15 protein-coding genes are annotated in these 14,328 nt (G+C 62.0%); 6 read left to right on the top strand and 9 right to left on the bottom strand.

The annotated features are described in order from the left end of the window. Nucleotides 1–3: 3 nt before the first annotated feature. Together kefF and kefC are read left to right on the top strand one after the other, a co-directional pair. Nucleotides 4–573, top strand: a complete 570-nt coding sequence (gene kefF / locus CYR52_RS03920) for a glutathione-regulated potassium-efflux system oxidoreductase KefF (RefSeq protein WP_072928745.1) — start codon at nucleotides 4–6, stop codon at nucleotides 571–573. Then, nucleotides 566–2,419 carry a glutathione-regulated potassium-efflux system protein KefC gene (kefC, locus tag CYR52_RS03915; RefSeq protein WP_072928748.1) on the top strand — a complete coding sequence of 618 codons (1,854 nt, stop codon included), beginning with the start codon at nucleotides 566–568 and terminating at the stop codon, nucleotides 2,417–2,419. The genes kefF and kefC overlap by 8 nt, the downstream gene beginning before the upstream one ends. Before the next feature lie 62 nt (nucleotides 2,420–2,481). Here kefC and iadA read toward each other — a convergent pair whose 3' ends face one another. From iadA to CYR52_RS03895, 4 genes are all read right to left on the bottom strand, one after another. Continuing rightward, complete coding sequence (iadA, locus tag CYR52_RS03910) at nucleotides 2,482–3,645, bottom strand: beta-aspartyl-peptidase (protein ID WP_101827991.1); 1,164 nt, start codon at nucleotides 3,643–3,645, stop codon at nucleotides 2,482–2,484. A gap of 9 nt (nucleotides 3,646–3,654) precedes the next feature. Next, on the bottom strand, nucleotides 3,655–4,116 hold the full coding sequence (locus CYR52_RS03905; protein WP_101827990.1) for a YjiG family protein: 462 nt from the start codon (nucleotides 4,114–4,116) through the stop codon (nucleotides 3,655–3,657). A gap of 1 nt (nucleotide 4,117) precedes the next feature. Further along, nucleotides 4,118–4,771: a nucleoside recognition domain-containing protein gene (locus CYR52_RS03900; RefSeq protein ID WP_101827989.1), complete on the bottom strand. Its 654-nt coding sequence runs from the start codon at nucleotides 4,769–4,771 to the stop codon at nucleotides 4,118–4,120. 283 nt (nucleotides 4,772–5,054) lie between these two features. Continuing rightward, complete coding sequence (locus CYR52_RS03895) at nucleotides 5,055–5,669, bottom strand: LysE family translocator (protein WP_072928757.1); 615 nt, start codon at nucleotides 5,667–5,669, stop codon at nucleotides 5,055–5,057. Between the two features lie 129 nt (nucleotides 5,670–5,798). On the opposite strand from CYR52_RS03895, the gene CYR52_RS03890 reads away from it, so the two are divergent. From CYR52_RS03890 to CYR52_RS03875, 4 genes are all read left to right on the top strand, one after another. After that, nucleotides 5,799–6,602, top strand: a complete 804-nt coding sequence (locus CYR52_RS03890) for a threonine/serine exporter family protein (RefSeq protein WP_072928759.1) — start codon at nucleotides 5,799–5,801, stop codon at nucleotides 6,600–6,602. Continuing rightward, a complete protein-coding gene (locus CYR52_RS03885; protein WP_165698432.1) occupies nucleotides 6,599–7,063 on the top strand; it encodes a threonine/serine exporter in 465 nt (154 codons plus the stop codon). The genes CYR52_RS03890 and CYR52_RS03885 overlap by 4 nt, the downstream gene beginning before the upstream one ends. Nucleotides 7,064–7,312: 249 nt before the next feature. Further along, entirely contained in the window at nucleotides 7,313–7,795 is a 483-nt protein-coding gene (folA, locus tag CYR52_RS03880) for a type 3 dihydrofolate reductase (RefSeq protein ID WP_101827987.1), read from the top strand. A gap of 167 nt (nucleotides 7,796–7,962) precedes the next feature. Further along, on the top strand, nucleotides 7,963–9,858 hold the full coding sequence (locus CYR52_RS03875) for a PhoX family protein (protein WP_072928766.1): 1,896 nt from the start codon (nucleotides 7,963–7,965) through the stop codon (nucleotides 9,856–9,858). Nucleotides 9,859–9,951: 93 nt separating this feature from the next. On the opposite strand, the gene apaH is transcribed toward CYR52_RS03875, so the two are convergent. The 5 genes from apaH to surA are packed head-to-tail and all read right to left on the bottom strand — an operon-like array spanning nucleotide 9,952 to nucleotide 14,290. After that, entirely contained in the window at nucleotides 9,952–10,803 is an 852-nt protein-coding gene (apaH, locus tag CYR52_RS03870) for a bis(5'-nucleosyl)-tetraphosphatase (symmetrical) ApaH (RefSeq protein WP_101827986.1), read from the bottom strand. 3 nt (nucleotides 10,804–10,806) lie between these two features. Further along, on the bottom strand, nucleotides 10,807–11,184 hold the full coding sequence (gene apaG, locus CYR52_RS03865) for a Co2+/Mg2+ efflux protein ApaG (RefSeq protein ID WP_101827985.1): 378 nt from the start codon (nucleotides 11,182–11,184) through the stop codon (nucleotides 10,807–10,809). Then, nucleotides 11,184–12,020: a 16S rRNA (adenine(1518)-N(6)/adenine(1519)-N(6))-dimethyltransferase RsmA gene (gene rsmA, locus CYR52_RS03860; protein WP_072928773.1), complete on the bottom strand. Its 837-nt coding sequence runs from the start codon at nucleotides 12,018–12,020 to the stop codon at nucleotides 11,184–11,186. The genes apaG and rsmA overlap by 1 nt, the downstream gene beginning before the upstream one ends. Beyond that, nucleotides 12,013–13,011 carry a 4-hydroxythreonine-4-phosphate dehydrogenase PdxA gene (pdxA, locus tag CYR52_RS03855; RefSeq protein WP_101827984.1) on the bottom strand — a complete coding sequence of 333 codons (999 nt, stop codon included), beginning with the start codon at nucleotides 13,009–13,011 and terminating at the stop codon, nucleotides 12,013–12,015. Before pdxA ends, rsmA begins: the two co-directional genes overlap by 8 nt. Further along, complete coding sequence (surA, locus tag CYR52_RS03850) at nucleotides 12,989–14,290, bottom strand: peptidylprolyl isomerase SurA (protein ID WP_072928777.1); 1,302 nt, start codon at nucleotides 14,288–14,290, stop codon at nucleotides 12,989–12,991. Before surA ends, pdxA begins: the two co-directional genes overlap by 23 nt. Nucleotides 14,291–14,328: the final 38 nt, after the last annotated feature.

Raw genomic sequence — 14,328 nt, 5'->3', positions numbered from 1 at the left:
CCTATGATCCTGATTATCTATGCCCATCCCTATCCACAACACTCACACGCCAACAAACGCCTGATCCAGGCGGCCGGTGAGCTGGATCAGGTTGAAGTGCGATCGCTTTACGATCTCTACCCCGATTTCACGCTGAATGTTGAGGCTGAACAGCAGGCGCTGAGCCGCGCCTCGCTGGTGGTCTGGCAACATCCGATGCAGTGGTACAGCGTGCCGCCGTTACTGAAGCTCTGGTTTGACAAAGTGCTGACCCACGGCTGGGCCTATGGCCACGGCGGCAATGCGCTGCGCGGCAAAAAAGCGCTCTGGGCAGTGACCACCGGCGGTGACAACCACCACTTTGAACTCGGCAGTTTCCCGGACTTCGCCGCGCTGGCGCAGCCGCTGGAAGCCACCGCGCTCTATTGCGGGATGCAGTGGCAGCCGCCGTTTGTGCTGCACGGCACCTTTAACTGTGATCCGGCGACGCTGGAGGCGGCCGCCATCCGCTACCACCAGCAGCTTTCCACCTATCTGCTGCCGCAGGCAGCCAATGAATCGGCCGATGTGCTGACCGGAGGTGCGCATGGATAACCATGAAATGATGCTGGAGGGGCTGATTTACCTCGGCTCCGCCGCACTGATTGTGCCGGTGGCGGTGCGTTTCGGCCTCGGCTCGGTGCTGGGTTACCTGATCGCCGGCTGCCTGATCGGCCCGTGGGGGCTGCGCCTGGTATCGGATGCCGAATCGATCCTGACCTTTGCGGAGATAGGCGTAGTGCTGATGCTGTTTATCATCGGCCTGGAGCTGGACCCGAAACGGCTGTGGAACCTGCGGGTCGCGGTGTTTGGCGGCGGCGGGCTACAGATGGTCGGTTGCGGCCTGCTGCTCAGCGCGTTCTGCTACTTCCTGGGGCTGACCTGGCAGGTGGCGGCGCTGATTGGCCTGACGCTGGCGCTCTCCTCCACGGCGATCGCCATGCAGGCGATGAGCGAACGCAACCTGACCGGCACCCCGATCGGCAACAGCGCCTTTGCGGTGCTGCTGTTCCAGGATATTGCCGCCATCCCGCTGGTGGCGATGATCCCCTTGCTGGCGACCAGCGGCGGCAGCACCACGCTTGCCGCGTTTGCGCTTTCCGCCGGGAAAGTGGTGATGGCGCTGACGCTGGTGGTGCTGCTGGGGCGTTACGTGACCCGCCCGCTGCTGCACTTTGTGGCGAAATCGGGGATGCGTGAAGTCTTCAGCGCCGTGGCACTGTTCCTGGTATTCGGCTTTGGCGTGCTGCTGGAGATGGCTGGGCTGTCGATGGCGATGGGCGCATTCCTCGCCGGGGTGCTGCTGGCCAGTTCGGAATACCGTCATGCGCTGGAGAGCGATATCCAGCCGTTCAAAGGGCTGCTGCTGGGGCTGTTCTTTATCGGCGTCGGGATGTCGATCGACTTCGGCACGCTTATCCACCATCCGCTGCTGATCCTTACGCTGCTCGGCGGCTTTATGCTGCTGAAAGGCGCGCTGCTGTGGCTTATCGCCCCGGTACTGAATGTGCCGCGCGCGCAACGGGCGCTGTTTGCCATCCTGATCGGGCAGGGCAGTGAGTTCGCCTTCGTGGTGTTCAGCACCGCCCAGACCGCCGGGGTGTTACCGGTAGACTGGGCAAAAGCGCTGACGCTGGCAGTGGCGCTCTCAATGGCGGTGACGCCGGTGCTGCTGGTGCTGGCAAAACGCCTGCAAAAAAGCACGCCGGTGAACACCCGCCCGGCCGACACCATTGATGAACATGCGAGTGTCATCATCGCCGGGTTTGGCCGCTTCGGGCAGATCACCGGCCGTATGCTGCTCTCCAACGGCATTAACGCGGTGGTTCTGGATCACGATCCGGATCACGTCGAGACGCTGCGCAAGTTCGGCACCAAGGTGTTCTACGGCGATGCCACGCGGGTGGAGCTGCTGGAATCCGCCGGGGCGGCGCAGGCGAAAGTGCTGATCAACGCCATTGATGACGTGGACGCCAACCTGCAACTCACCGATCTGGCGCGTGAACACTTCCCGCACCTGAAGATCATCGCCCGTGCGCGCGATGTCGATCACTACTACCAGTTGCGGCTGCGCGGCGTGGAGGCCCCGGAGCGTGAGCTGTTTGAAGGGTCGTTGCGTACTGCCCGGCACACGCTGGAGGCGATTGGCTTCGGCGCGTATGAGGCGCGGGAGAAAGCGGACATCTTCCGTGAGTACAACCTGAAGGTGCTGGAAGAGACGCTGCCGAACTACGAGGACACCGAGTTCCGCATCGCCAGTATGCAGCGTGCGAAAGCGATGCTGACGGACGCGATGGCGATGGACCACACCCGTCTGGCGCAGGAGCAGCGCACCGGCTGGCAGGGCCGCCCGGAAGACGCGGAGCTCCCGGTCGAGGACGACACCCCGCGCCCGGCATAAGGGCGCACGAAAAAAAGGCGGGCATGATGCCCGCCTTTTTACTGCCTGTTTTCAGCGACGCGCTATTCAAACGTCCCTCTGACCGTGGCCTTGCCCTGATCCACCACCCGTTTCCCCTTCGCCCAGACCTGATGAATCGCGAGTTCCGGCGTCAGCACCAGCAAATCTGCATCACTCCCCGGCCGCAGTGCGCCTTTGCCCGACAGCCCGAGAAACGCCGCCACATTGCAGGTGAACGGCCGGAGCGCCTCTGCCAGCGGGAACTGATGTTGCTGCACCAGTGTGCGCAGGGCGCGCGGCAGGCTGTCCACGCCGCCGACGCCGATGCCGGTAAGGTTGCCCTGGGCGTCAAACACCGGCTGGCTGCCGTTGCCGTCTGAACTCACGGTGATCTGCGCCAGCGGCACCGCGGCGGCCACTGCCCGCGCCACCGCAGCAGCCGCGTCGATCGGCTGCTCAATGCCGCTGGTGAAATCGATAAAGCCGCCGTCGCGCGCAAACGCCAGCGCGGCGGTAAACAGCGGCTCGCTGCGGTTGAGGTGGGTCGGCAGCAGTTTGCCGATCGGCACATCGCTGTCACGCAGGATGTCATAAAGGGGAGCCAGCAGGCGTGGGCTGTTGCCCATATGGAATACGCTGACGCCCGCCTTGCCGCCGAGCAAGCCACCGACCCGCGCCTGTGCCGCCATCTCCGCCAGCAACGCCGCCGACGGCGCTGAAGAGCGGTGATCGGCAATGGCGCATTTCACCCCAATCACCTTATCAATCAGCGTCAGATCGCGGGCGATGCTGCCGGTAAGCGTGGGGGAGGGCAGCGCATAGGCACCGGTCAGCATAAAGGCGGTGATCCCCTCATGCTCCAGTGCGCGGGTTTTTGCCAGCAGTGTCTCCGGATGACGGGTGATGCCGTCCGTGCCCAGCAGCCCGACCACGGTGGTGATGCCCGCCTCCACCAGCCGCGACAGGGCAATTTCCGGCGTGCGGCTGTGCGGGCCGGCCTCGCCGCCGCCGCCAATCAGGTGCACATGCTGGTCAATCAGGCCGGGGCAGAGGGTGTAACCGTGCAGATCCACCACCGCACAACCGGGTAGGGCGTCGTCTGCGATATGCGGCGCCATCGCGATAATCTGCCCGCCGCTGACCAGCAGATCCTGTTGCCCCAGCGCGTCCGGGCTGTAGACCTCCGCGCCGCGTAATAACGTGATACCTGCCAAAGAAAGATCCATCGGTCGCTCCTATACCAGCGCCTGCATCACCCACAGGGAGAGCAGCGCGTTAATCACACAGACCGCGATAATGTGCGGGTAATACCGGGCGTCCACCCCGGCGGTGCCGAGGCAACGCCCGACGTTCTGCACCGGGTTGCCCATCAGGTAGATGGCGGGCAACAGCACCGTGGCGTCATGCCCGGTCAGCGCCCCGGCCACCACCAGGCTGGCACAGACGCCGACCGCGCCGCCCATGCTCATCAGCGAGGTCAGCAACACGGCCGCCGCTTCCCCCGGCAAGCCCCAGATAGCCATCACCGGGCGGCAGAGGTTGCCGACCATCTCCAGCAGCCCGGTGACTTTCAGCGCCTGGATGATCACAAACGCCATCACCACATTCGGCAGCAGGTTGGTGGTGGCGATGGTGAAGCCGCGCCGTGCGCCGTCAATAAACATCTCCATGACGTTTTTACGTGCCTGCGTCGTCATCTTATTGCTCCTGCGCCCGGCGGCGCTCCAGGCTGTGGATCCAGGCCCGCAGCAGGTTGGCGCCGATAAATTTGAACATCAGGATCACCGCCAGCGGGGTGATCACCGGCACGGTAATCACCGTGAACAGCGCCGCGCCGGAGGAGAAGTAATTGGTGATAAGCGCACTGCCGCTGGTCTGGAAGGTGGCGAAAATGGCTTTCTCCTCACCGGTGATAAGCCCGGCTTCGGCCAGGTCTTTGGTCATGCCGGCGGCGGCGTCGGTGTTTTGCAGGTTGGCGATCAGTGCCAGGGAACAGATGCCGGGGACGCCCAGCAGCGGGCGCAGGATCGGCGTCATCAGTTGTTGCGCGGCGCGCAGGCCGCCCAGCCCTTCGGTCACGGCAATGATGCCGAGCGAAAGGATCACCGACGGCGCCAGCTCCAGCGCAAACAGGAAGCCCTCTTTGGCCCCGGTGCCGCCGGTGCCGCGAAAGGAGACCGCCGTTTGCCCTGCCTCGTTCACGGTGCCGAACGCGCCGTTCAGCACGGTGAAATCAAACACCCGCCACCAGCCGGTGCTGGTGGAAAACAGGCCGGAAAAGAAAATGATCGTAATAAAAAACGCCGGGTAGGCCGCCCAGCCCAGGCGTGCGTCACGCTGCTCAGGTTCCATGAATATCCCTCTCAATTGCGGTGAAGTGAATGGTGCGATGCGGCAGAATGGCCGGAAAAGCACCATAAAACAGCGAACTGGCGAAAAAGGCCGGGCGAGATCAACAAAAGCGGCGTTTCAGCAGGCGACAAAGAAAAGTGGGGCGAAGGGCAACTTTTACGGCGGTGAATGTTAAGCCGTATTGACGGTTCGGGGGGAAAGAGGTTTCCGGGGGTATAACAGAATGTAACCGGCGGGCAATAAAAAGGCGGGCCGCAGCCCGCCTGTCACCCCAAAGGGGCGATCAGCTCAGCGCCACTTTGATGCCGAGCGCGATCAGCACACCGCCCAGCAGGCGATCGATAATCTTCTGCGCTTTGGCCAGCCCGCGGCGCACCGGCTCGCTCTGGATCAACACCACCAGCAGCGGCCACCAGACGGCGGAGAGGCCGAGGATAATCCCGGCGTACCAGAGTTTTTCCCCGACGCTGGAGTTAACCTGCAACACCTGGGTAAACACCGCCAGGAAGAACAGCGTGGCCTTTGGGTTCAGCAGGTTACAGAGGTAGCCCTGGACAAAGGCGGTTTTCAGGCTCACGGATTGGGCGCTGAACTGGCTGAGGTTCATTTTGCTGTCGCCTTTGGCACGCAGCGCCTGGATGCCGACCCAGATCAGGTACGCGGCACCGGCATATTTCAGCACGTTGAACAGCCACGGCGTGGTGGTGATCACCACCGCCAGCCCGGCGACACAGTAGGTCATATGGGTGGCGACACCGCAGGTCACACCGAGCGCGGTGATCATGGCGGCGGAGCGCGGGTAGCGGGCGGCGTTTTTAATCACCAGGAAGAAATCGGGGCCGGGGGAGAGCATACCCAGGGCTGCGATGGTCGCGACAAACAGAGACGTTTCTAACATTATTGACAAAACCGGGAGCGGAAAACGGGAATGATAGCCTCCCCGGCAAAATTTCGCATCACGCTTATTGGTTATCCGCTGCCGTTATGTTAACAATTCCCTTTTCTTTGTAATGATAAAGGGGCCGTTATGCAGGCAGTTTCCTTGTCGCCGCCTCCGGCGACCGCCCACCCGCAACAGCGGGAGATTACCCGGCTCTGCATTCAATGCGCGCTGATGCTGCTCCAGCACGGCGCGGAAAGTATGCTGGTGGAGCAGCTCGCCGCGCGGCTCGGCATCGCGCTCGGCATGGACGCCGTCGAGAGCGCCATCTCCGCCAATGCGGTGGTGCTGACCACCCTGAGCAACGGCCACTGCCTGACCACCACCCGCCGCAACAGCGACCGCGGCATCAATATGCATGTGGTCACTGAGGTGCAGCACTGCGTGATCCTGGCGGAGCACAAGCTGTTGCAGAGTGACGACGTGGCAAAACGGCTGGCGAACATCCGGCCGCTGCGTTACCCGCGCTGGCTGGTAGTGCTGATGGTCGCCTGCTCTTGTGCCTGTTTCTGCCGGCTGAACGGCGGCGGCTGGAGCGCGGCGGCGGTGACCTTTGTGGCGAGCGGTGCCGCGATGGCGGTGCGCCAGTGGCTGACCGCGCGGCAGATGAACCCGCTGATCAACTTCTGCCTGACGGCGTTTGTGGCGACGGCGATTGCCGGTTTGCTGTTGCGGCTGGAGGTGCTGCATACGGCGTCAGGCGTGGCGATGGCCGCCAGCGTGCTGCTGCTGGTGCCGGGCTTCCCGCTGATTAACGCGGTGGCGGACATGTTCAAAGGGCATGTGAATACCGGGCTGGCGCGTTGGGCGATGGCCAGCCTGCTGACGCTGGCGACCTGCATCGGCATGGTGATGGCGATGGCGCTGTTTGATCTGCCGGGGTGGTCATGAACCTGTTGCTGCTGTTGCTGGAAGATATGGCGCTGGCGGCCATTCCGGCGCTGGGGTTTGCCCTGGTGTTTAATGTGCCGCAGCGGGCGCTGCCCTACTGCGCCGCGCTGGGGGCCGCCGGGCATGGCGCCCGGCTGCTGATGATGCACGCCGGGCTGCCGGTTGAGTGGGCGTCACTGCTGGCGGCGGTGCTGATTGGGGTGATCGGCATTAACTGGTCACGCTGGCTGCTGGCGCACCCGAAAGTGTTTACCGTGGCGGCGGTGATCCCGATGTTCCCCGGCATCTCAGCTTATACGGCGATGATCGCGGTGGTGGAGATTGCCCGTGTGGGTTACAGCGAAGTGCTGATGGCACGCATGGTGACCCATTTCCTGCGGGCCGGGTTTATCGTCGGCGCGCTGTCGGTTGGCCTGTCGCTGCCGGGGCTGTGGCTCTACCGCACGCGGCCGGGCGTCTGACCCTTTTTGGGCAGTCCGGGCGATCTTATTCTGCCGGGTGTGCCTTTAGATACGATGAAACACGTGAATAAGTCACTATTTGTGGCGAAATAAACGGTAAAATGCCGGCTTCGCTAAGAGCTGTCTTATAAATTCTTGCGGAGGGGCGAACGCTATCGACGACTTTACTCCCTTTCCGTATAGTGGCAGCACTTTTCGGTGACACACTTTTTTCCGACGACAACACTTTCCGACACACAAGGTTCAACAATGATTATCAGCCTGATCGCTGCACTGGCGGTGGATCGCGTTATTGGTATGGAAAACGCCATGCCATGGCATTTACCGGCTGACTTGGCGTGGTTTAAACGTAACACGCTCAACAAACCGGTAATTATGGGACGCAAGACGTTTGAGTCTATTGGACGCCCGTTACCGGGACGCCACAATATTGTTATCAGCAGCCATCCGGGCGACCACGACGGCGTCACCTGGGTGACCTCGGTTGACGACGCGATCGGCGCCGCCGGTGAGGCCGCTGAAGTGATGGTGATTGGCGGCGGGCGGGTGTACACCCAGTTCCTGCCGCGCGCTGACCGCCTCTACCTGACGCACATCGATGCGGAAGTCGAGGGCGACACCCATTTCCCGGACTACGAGCCGGACGAATGGGAGAGCACCTTCAGCGAGTTCCACGATGCAGATGACAATAACTCCCACAGCTACTGCTTCGAAATCCTCGACCGCCGTTAACGCCTGACTGACCCCGGCGCGTGAGCTTCACGCGCCTGTTTCCCCTGTTTTCCCGCTGTAACAATTCTTGTTTTTTGTAACAATCCTGTCACTTTCCCTGTTTACACTGGCCCGCATCATTGCAGCCGGCAGCCTTGCTGCGTCAAATAAAGCATAGGGAATTCCGCATGAGTGACAAAATTGAACTGAACGACGATCGCCTGATCAACCCCACCCGCCGTAAGTTGCTGCTCGGCAGCGCCGGGGCGGTGGGGCTGGCGGGTTTCCTGGGCGGCATCAGCGCGTTCCCCGGCAAAAGCTGGGCCGCCGGTACGGCCGCAGGCGTCACCGGCAGCCCGCTGCTGGGCTTCAAAGGCATCGCCGCCTCCACGGAAGACAAGGTGGTACTGGCAGAAGGCTACCGTGCGGATGTGCTGATCTCCTGGGGTGACCCGCTGCACCCGGATGCCCCGGCTTTTGACCCGAACGGCGGCAACAGCGCAGCCGATCAGGAGAAGCAGTTCGGCGACAACAATGACGGCATGAGCTTCTTCCCGCTGGATGAAAACCGCGGCGTCATGGCGATCAACAACGAATACGTCAACGAACAGTACCTGTTCGCCCACGGCGGCAGCAAAGCCACCAGCCTGGAAGATGTGCGTAAATCCCAGGCGGCGCATGGCGTCTCGGTGGTGGAAGTGCGCCGCATCGCCAACTCCCCGCGCTGGGAAAAAGTGATCGATTCGCGCTACAACCGCCGCATCACCGCCGCCACGCCGATGACCTTCAGCGGCCCGGCAGCCGGCAATGCGCTGCTGAAAACCGAGGCAGACCCAAGCGGCACCAGGGTGCTCGGCACCTTCGGCAACTGCGCCAACGGCAAAACCCCGTGGGGCACCTACCTCACCTGCGAAGAGAACTTCGACACCTATTTCGGCACCAAACAAGCAGGGTTTGTCACCACGGCCGATCAGAAACGCTACACCCTGAAGCCGGATGAGCCGGAGCGCAACTGGCCCGATTTCGACCCGCGTTTCGACGTGGCGAAAAACCCGAATGAATTTAACCGCTTCGGTTGGATCGTGGAAATCGACCCGATGGACCCAACCTCCACGCCGATCAAACGCACCGCCCTCGGCCGTTTCAAGCATGAAAATGCCGCCGTGACCGTGGCGAAAGATGGGCGTGTGGTGGTGTATATGGGCGACGACGAGCGCGGCGAGTTCATCTACAAATATGTCTCCAACGGCAAAGTGGACACCGCCAACCCGGCCAACAACCGCACCCTGCTGGATGAAGGCACGCTCTACGTCGCACAGTTCAACGGCGATGAGAACGGCACCCCGCTGAAAGGCACCGGCAAATGGCTGGCACTGCGTTTCGGTGAGAACGGCCTGACGCCGGAGAACGGCTTCCAGGATGCGGCGCAGGTGGTGATCTTCGCCCGTAAAGCGGCGGCCAAAGTGGGCGCGACCCGCATGGACCGCCCGGAATGGATCGCGGTGAACCCGCATGACGGACGCGCTTACTGCACCCTGACCAACAACAGCAAGCGTGGCGGCGAGGGAATGCCCCTGAACGCGGCGAACCCGCGCCCGGACAATATCTACGGCCAGATCATCCGCTGGGATGAGGGCGGCGACGCCACCGCAGAAAACTTCCGCTGGGACATGTACGCGCTGTGCGGCAACCCGATTGCCCACCCGCAGGGCGTGAACCGCGGCACCCCGAACATCACGGCGGAAAACACCTTCAACAGCCCGGATGGCCTGGGCTTTGACCGTGACGGCCGCTTATGGATCCTGACTGACGGCAAGTACACCAATAAGGATGACTACCAGGGGCAGGGCAATAACCAGATGCTGGTCGGTGACCCGAAAAGCGGTGAGATCCGCCGTTTCCTGGTGGGGCCAAAATCCTGTGAGCTGACCGGCGTGGCCTTCACCCCGGACTACCGCACGCTGTTCGTCAACATCCAGCACCCCGGTGAAGAGGGCGATTCCCACTTCCCGAATAACAGCCCGCGCCCGCGTTCGTCGGTACTGATGATCACCCGTGAGGATGGCGGCATCATCGGCGCGTAACGTAACGCCTGAACCGCGCGCATAAAAAAGCCGCCGGGCACTCACCCGGCGGCTTTTTACATCTCATCAGGCCTCAGAACACCCGGCAGAAAATCAGGACGCTTTCGGCGTGGCGTCGTCGAGGTCCGGCTGGCGCAGCGAGGGCTGGTGGAAATAGGTTTTATCTTCCCAGCGCAGCAGCGTTAAATCACCGCCCCAGCAGCAGCCGGTGTCGAGGGCGTAGATCCCCTCCGGCGTGCCGCGCCCTTCCAGCGAGGCCCAGTGACCAAAGATAATTGCGTAACCTTGTTCGGCAACCTGGTTCGGCAGCGCAAACCACGGCTTCAGCGGGGGAGGCGCGCGATCCGGCGTGTCTTTGCAGATCATGTCGAGCTGGCCGTTCGGGAAGCAGTAACGCATCCGCGTCAGCGCGTTGGTGCCGAAACGCAGGCGCGCCAGGCCGGTGAGTTCCGGCAGCCAGTTGTTCGGCATATCACCGTACATGGCATCCAGGAACAGCGGGTAGCTGTCACTGCCCAGCACCGCTTCCACCTCACGCGCACACATTTTCGCCGTCTCTAAATCCCACTGCGGTGTGATGCCGGCGTGCGCCATCACCAGGCGTTTTTCCTCATCCACCTGCAGCACCGGCTGGCGGCGCAACCAGTTGATCAGGTCATCCGCGTCCGGGGCGTCCAGCAGCGGCGTGATGCGATCTTTCGGCTTGTTACGGCTGATCCCGGCGTACACCGCCAGCAGGTGCAGGTCATGGTTGCCCAGCACCATCCGCACCGCGGAGCCGAGTGAGCGCACATAACGCAGCACCTCCAGCGACGCAGGGCCACGGGCAACCAGGTCACCGGTGAGCCACAGGGTGTCATGGACCGGGTCAAACGCCACCTGCGCCAGCAGCGCGCGCAGCTCGTTGTAACAGCCGTGGATATCGCCTATCAGGTATGTCGACATAGATCAGTTAATCATGGTTGGAATGGCGAGACGGAACGCCGGAATAGCGACACGGAAGGCGTCGCCGTTCTGGTCAACCATCTCGTAGTGCCCTTGCATGGTGCCGAGCGGGGTCTCCAGCACGGCGCCGCTGGTGTACTGGAATTCACTGCCCGGCGCGATCAGCGGTTGCTCACCGACCACCCCTTCGCCCTGAACTTCCATTTTGCCGCCGTTGCTGTTGGTGATGAGCCAGTACCGGCGCAGTAACTGCACCGGATGGCGCCCCAGGTTGCGGATCGTGATGGTATAGGCAAACACATAGCGATCCTCTTCCGGGAAGGAGTGGGACTCAATGTAAACACTCTGTACCTGAACGCAGACGCGGGGCGACTCAATCATTACAGCGACTCCTGTGGTTCCTGCTGCAAAGGCGGGTTGGCGGAGAGCCAGTTCGCCAGTGCGCAATACTGCGCCACTGAGATGTTCTCCGCACGCAGGCTGGGGTCAACCCCCAGTTCGGTCAACTGCTCCGGCGTAAAGAGGTGGCCGAGGCTGTTGCGGATCGTTTTACGGCGCTGGTTAAACGCCTGGGTGGTGATGCGGCTCAACATGCGCACATCGCCGACCGGGTACGGCAGCTCACGGTGTGGTACCAGGCGCACCACGGCGGAATCCACTTTCGGCGGCGGGGTAAAGGCCGTCGGCGGCACTTCCAGCACCGGGATCACGTTGCAGTAATACTGCGCCATCACCGTCAGGCGGCCATAGGCTTTGCTGTTCGGCCCGGCAACCAGGCGGTTGACCACCTCTTTCTGCAACATAAAGTGCATGTCGCGGATCGCCTGAGTATAGCTGAAAAGATGGAACATCAACGGGGTGGAGATGTTGTACGGCAGGTTGCCGAATACGCGCAGCGGCTGCCCGGCTTCTTCCGCCAGCTCAGCGAAGTTCACCGTCATGGCGTCCTGCTGGTGGATGGTCAGCTTGTCTTTCAGCGTGGGGTGCACTTCAAGGCGGGCCGCCAGGTCGCGGTCCAGCTCGATAACGGTCATTTTGTCCATGCGTGCGCCGACGGGTTCAGTCAGCGCGCCGAGGCCGGGGCCAATCTCCACCACGGCTTCGCCGGGTTGCGGGTGAATGGCAGACACAATGCTGTCGATGACAAACTGATCGTTTAAGAAGTTTTGTCCAAAACGTTTGCGGGCAAAATGCCCTTGGTGGACTCGATTATTCATTACTGTTGGTTATCATTTTAATGGCAAGGTTTAAGGCCGTTTTGAAGCTGCCTGCGTCGGCGGTGCCGCTGCCGGCCAGCTCTAAAGCGGTACCGTGGTCAACTGAGGTCCTGATAAAGGGCAGGCCGAGGGTGATGTTCACCGCGCGGCCGAACCCCTGATATTTTAGCACCGGCAGCCCCTGATCGTGGTACATCGCCAGCACCGCATCCGCATGTTGCAGATATTTGGGCTGGAACAGGGTGTCCGCCGGCAACGGGCCGGTCAGTTGGATCCCGGACTCACGCAGTGCGTTCAGCGCCGGGATAATGGTATCAATCTCTTCACGCCCCATGTGGCCGCCTTCACCGGCATGGGGGTTCAGGCCGCACACATAGATATGCGGGCGGGCAAGACCAAATTTGGTGCGCAGGTCGCTATCCAGAATGGTGATCACTTCATGCAGGCTCTGCGGGGTAATGGCATCCGCCACCGCTTTCAGCGGCAGGTGCGTGGTCGCCAGTGCCACGCGCAGCTCTTCGGTCGCCAGCATCATCACCACACGTTCGCAGCCGCTGCGGTCAGCAAAGAACTCGGTATGGCCGCTGAACACCACGCCCGCGTCGTTGATCACCCCTTTGTGTACCGGGCCGGTGATAAGCGCGGAAAACTCGCCGTTCAGGCAACTGTCACAGGCGCGCGCCAGGGTTTCCACCACGTAGGCGCTGTTGGCGACGTTCAGCGTACCGGCCACGGCCGGTTCCGCCAGCGCCACCGGCAGCACGGTGAGTTGCCCGGCCTGCGGGGTAAACGCCTGCCCCGGCTGGTAGGTGCGCAGGCAAAGCGGCAGCCCAAGCTGGGCGGCGCGCTGAGACAACAAAGCCGGATCGGCGCACACCACCAGCTCAACAGGCCACGCCTGCTGAGCCAGGGCAATCACCAAATCCGGCCCAATCCCGGCGGGTTCGCCGGGCGTAATGACCACAGGTTTAGGGTTGTTGAGCATTGCCATCCAGGATTTTTACGTAGGCACTGGCGCGTTGTTCCTGCATCCAGGTCTGTGCCTCTTCAGCAAATTTGCGGTTGAACAGCAGCCGGTATGCCCGGTCTTTCTGGGCCGCATCGGTTTTATCCACCTGGCGGGTGTCCATCAGCTGGATCAGGTGCCAGCCAAAGGCGGAGTGAACCGGCTGGCTGAGTTCCCCTTTCTGCAATTTCAGCAAGGCGTCACGGAAGGCCGGATCATACATATCCGGGGATGCCCAGCCCAGATCGCCGCCCTGCATGGCAGAGCCCGGATCCTGGGAAAGCTGTTTCGCCAGGGTGGCGAAGTCCGCTTTGCCGCTCTTGATCTGCGCGATCGCGTCCTGCAATTTGGCGCGCGCCTGGTCGTCAGTCAGCACCACGGACGGCTTCAGCAGGATGTGGCGGGCGTGCACTTCGGTAACCGACACTGTCTGGTTGTTGCCGCGGATGTCGTTCACGCGCAGGATGTGGAAGCCCACACCGGAGCGGATCGGCCCGACCACCTGGCCTTTCTGCGCGGTTTGCAGGCGTTCAGCAAACAGCGTCGGCAGCTCTTCCAGCTTGCCCCAACCCATCTGGCCGCCTTTCAGCGCCTGCGGGTCAGCGGAGTAGGTGATCGCCAGTTTGCCGAAATCGGCCCCGCTGTTGATCTCACCCACCAGTTTTTTCGCCAGATCTTCTGCCTGATCGACCTGATCCTGAGTCGGGTTTTCCGGCAGCGGGATCAGGATGTGGCTCAGGTTGAATTCCGCACCGCTGCCGTTCTGGGCGGCGATCTGCTTCGACAGTGATTCCACTTCCTGCGGCAGGATGGTCACGCGGCGGCGCACTTCGTTGTTACGCACTTCAGAGATCAGCATCTCTTTACGGATCTGCGCGCGGTAGGTGCCGTAGTTCAGGCCGTCATAGGCCAGGCGGCTGCGCAGCTGATCCACGCTCATGCGGTTCTGGGCGGCAATGTTGGCAATCGCTTTATCGACGTCCGCGTCGGTCAGGGTAATGCCCATTTTCTGCGCCATCTGCAACTGGATGTTGTCCATGATCAGACGCTCCAGAATCTGGTGGCGCAGCGTGTTGTCATCCGGCAGTTGCTGGCGGGCGTCTTTTGCATTCATCTTCACTGACTGCATCAGGCCATCCACATCACTCTCCAGCACGACGCCGTTATCCACCACGGCGGCGACCCGGTCAACTTCCTGCGGTGCTGCGAACGCGGTATTGGCACAGATAGCCAAGCCGAGAATCAGCGTTCTCCAGTTCTTCATACCTTTTCCATTTTTGTCATCCGCATAGCGGGTTAAAG

Origin of the sequence: Chimaeribacter arupi, assembly GCF_002858805.1 — a bacterium.
Lineage (GTDB): Bacteria > Pseudomonadota > Gammaproteobacteria > Enterobacterales > Enterobacteriaceae > Chimaeribacter > Chimaeribacter arupi.
Note: the sequence above shows the minus strand (reverse complement) of the source record. Positions and strands in the feature narration are given on the sequence as shown.

What these genes read in the sequence shown, in the direction of transcription:
- kefF (WP_072928745.1), top strand. Translation starts at nt 4, where the DNA reads ATGATCCTGATTATCTATGCCCATCCCTATCCACAACACTCACACGCC.
- kefC (WP_072928748.1), top strand. Translation starts at nt 566, where the DNA reads ATGGATAACCATGAAATGATGCTGGAGGGGCTGATTTACCTCGGCTCC.
- iadA (WP_101827991.1), bottom strand. Translation starts at nt 3,645, where the DNA reads ATGGATCTTTCTTTGGCAGGTATCACGTTATTACGCGGCGCGGAGGTC.
- CYR52_RS03905 (WP_101827990.1), bottom strand. Translation starts at nt 4,116, where the DNA reads ATGACGACGCAGGCACGTAAAAACGTCATGGAGATGTTTATTGACGGC.
- CYR52_RS03900 (WP_101827989.1), bottom strand. Translation starts at nt 4,771, where the DNA reads ATGGAACCTGAGCAGCGTGACGCACGCCTGGGCTGGGCGGCCTACCCG.
- CYR52_RS03895 (WP_072928757.1), bottom strand. Translation starts at nt 5,669, where the DNA reads ATGTTAGAAACGTCTCTGTTTGTCGCGACCATCGCAGCCCTGGGTATG.
- CYR52_RS03890 (WP_072928759.1), top strand. Translation starts at nt 5,799, where the DNA reads ATGCAGGCAGTTTCCTTGTCGCCGCCTCCGGCGACCGCCCACCCGCAA.
- CYR52_RS03885 (WP_165698432.1), top strand. Translation starts at nt 6,599, where the DNA reads ATGAACCTGTTGCTGCTGTTGCTGGAAGATATGGCGCTGGCGGCCATT.
- folA (WP_101827987.1), top strand. Translation starts at nt 7,313, where the DNA reads ATGATTATCAGCCTGATCGCTGCACTGGCGGTGGATCGCGTTATTGGT.
- CYR52_RS03875 (WP_072928766.1), top strand. Translation starts at nt 7,963, where the DNA reads ATGAGTGACAAAATTGAACTGAACGACGATCGCCTGATCAACCCCACC.
- apaH (WP_101827986.1), bottom strand. Translation starts at nt 10,803, where the DNA reads ATGTCGACATACCTGATAGGCGATATCCACGGCTGTTACAACGAGCTG.
- apaG (WP_101827985.1), bottom strand. Translation starts at nt 11,184, where the DNA reads ATGATTGAGTCGCCCCGCGTCTGCGTTCAGGTACAGAGTGTTTACATT.
- rsmA (WP_072928773.1), bottom strand. Translation starts at nt 12,020, where the DNA reads ATGAATAATCGAGTCCACCAAGGGCATTTTGCCCGCAAACGTTTTGGA.
- pdxA (WP_101827984.1), bottom strand. Translation starts at nt 13,011, where the DNA reads ATGGCAATGCTCAACAACCCTAAACCTGTGGTCATTACGCCCGGCGAA.
- surA (WP_072928777.1), bottom strand. Translation starts at nt 14,290, where the DNA reads ATGAAGAACTGGAGAACGCTGATTCTCGGCTTGGCTATCTGTGCCAAT.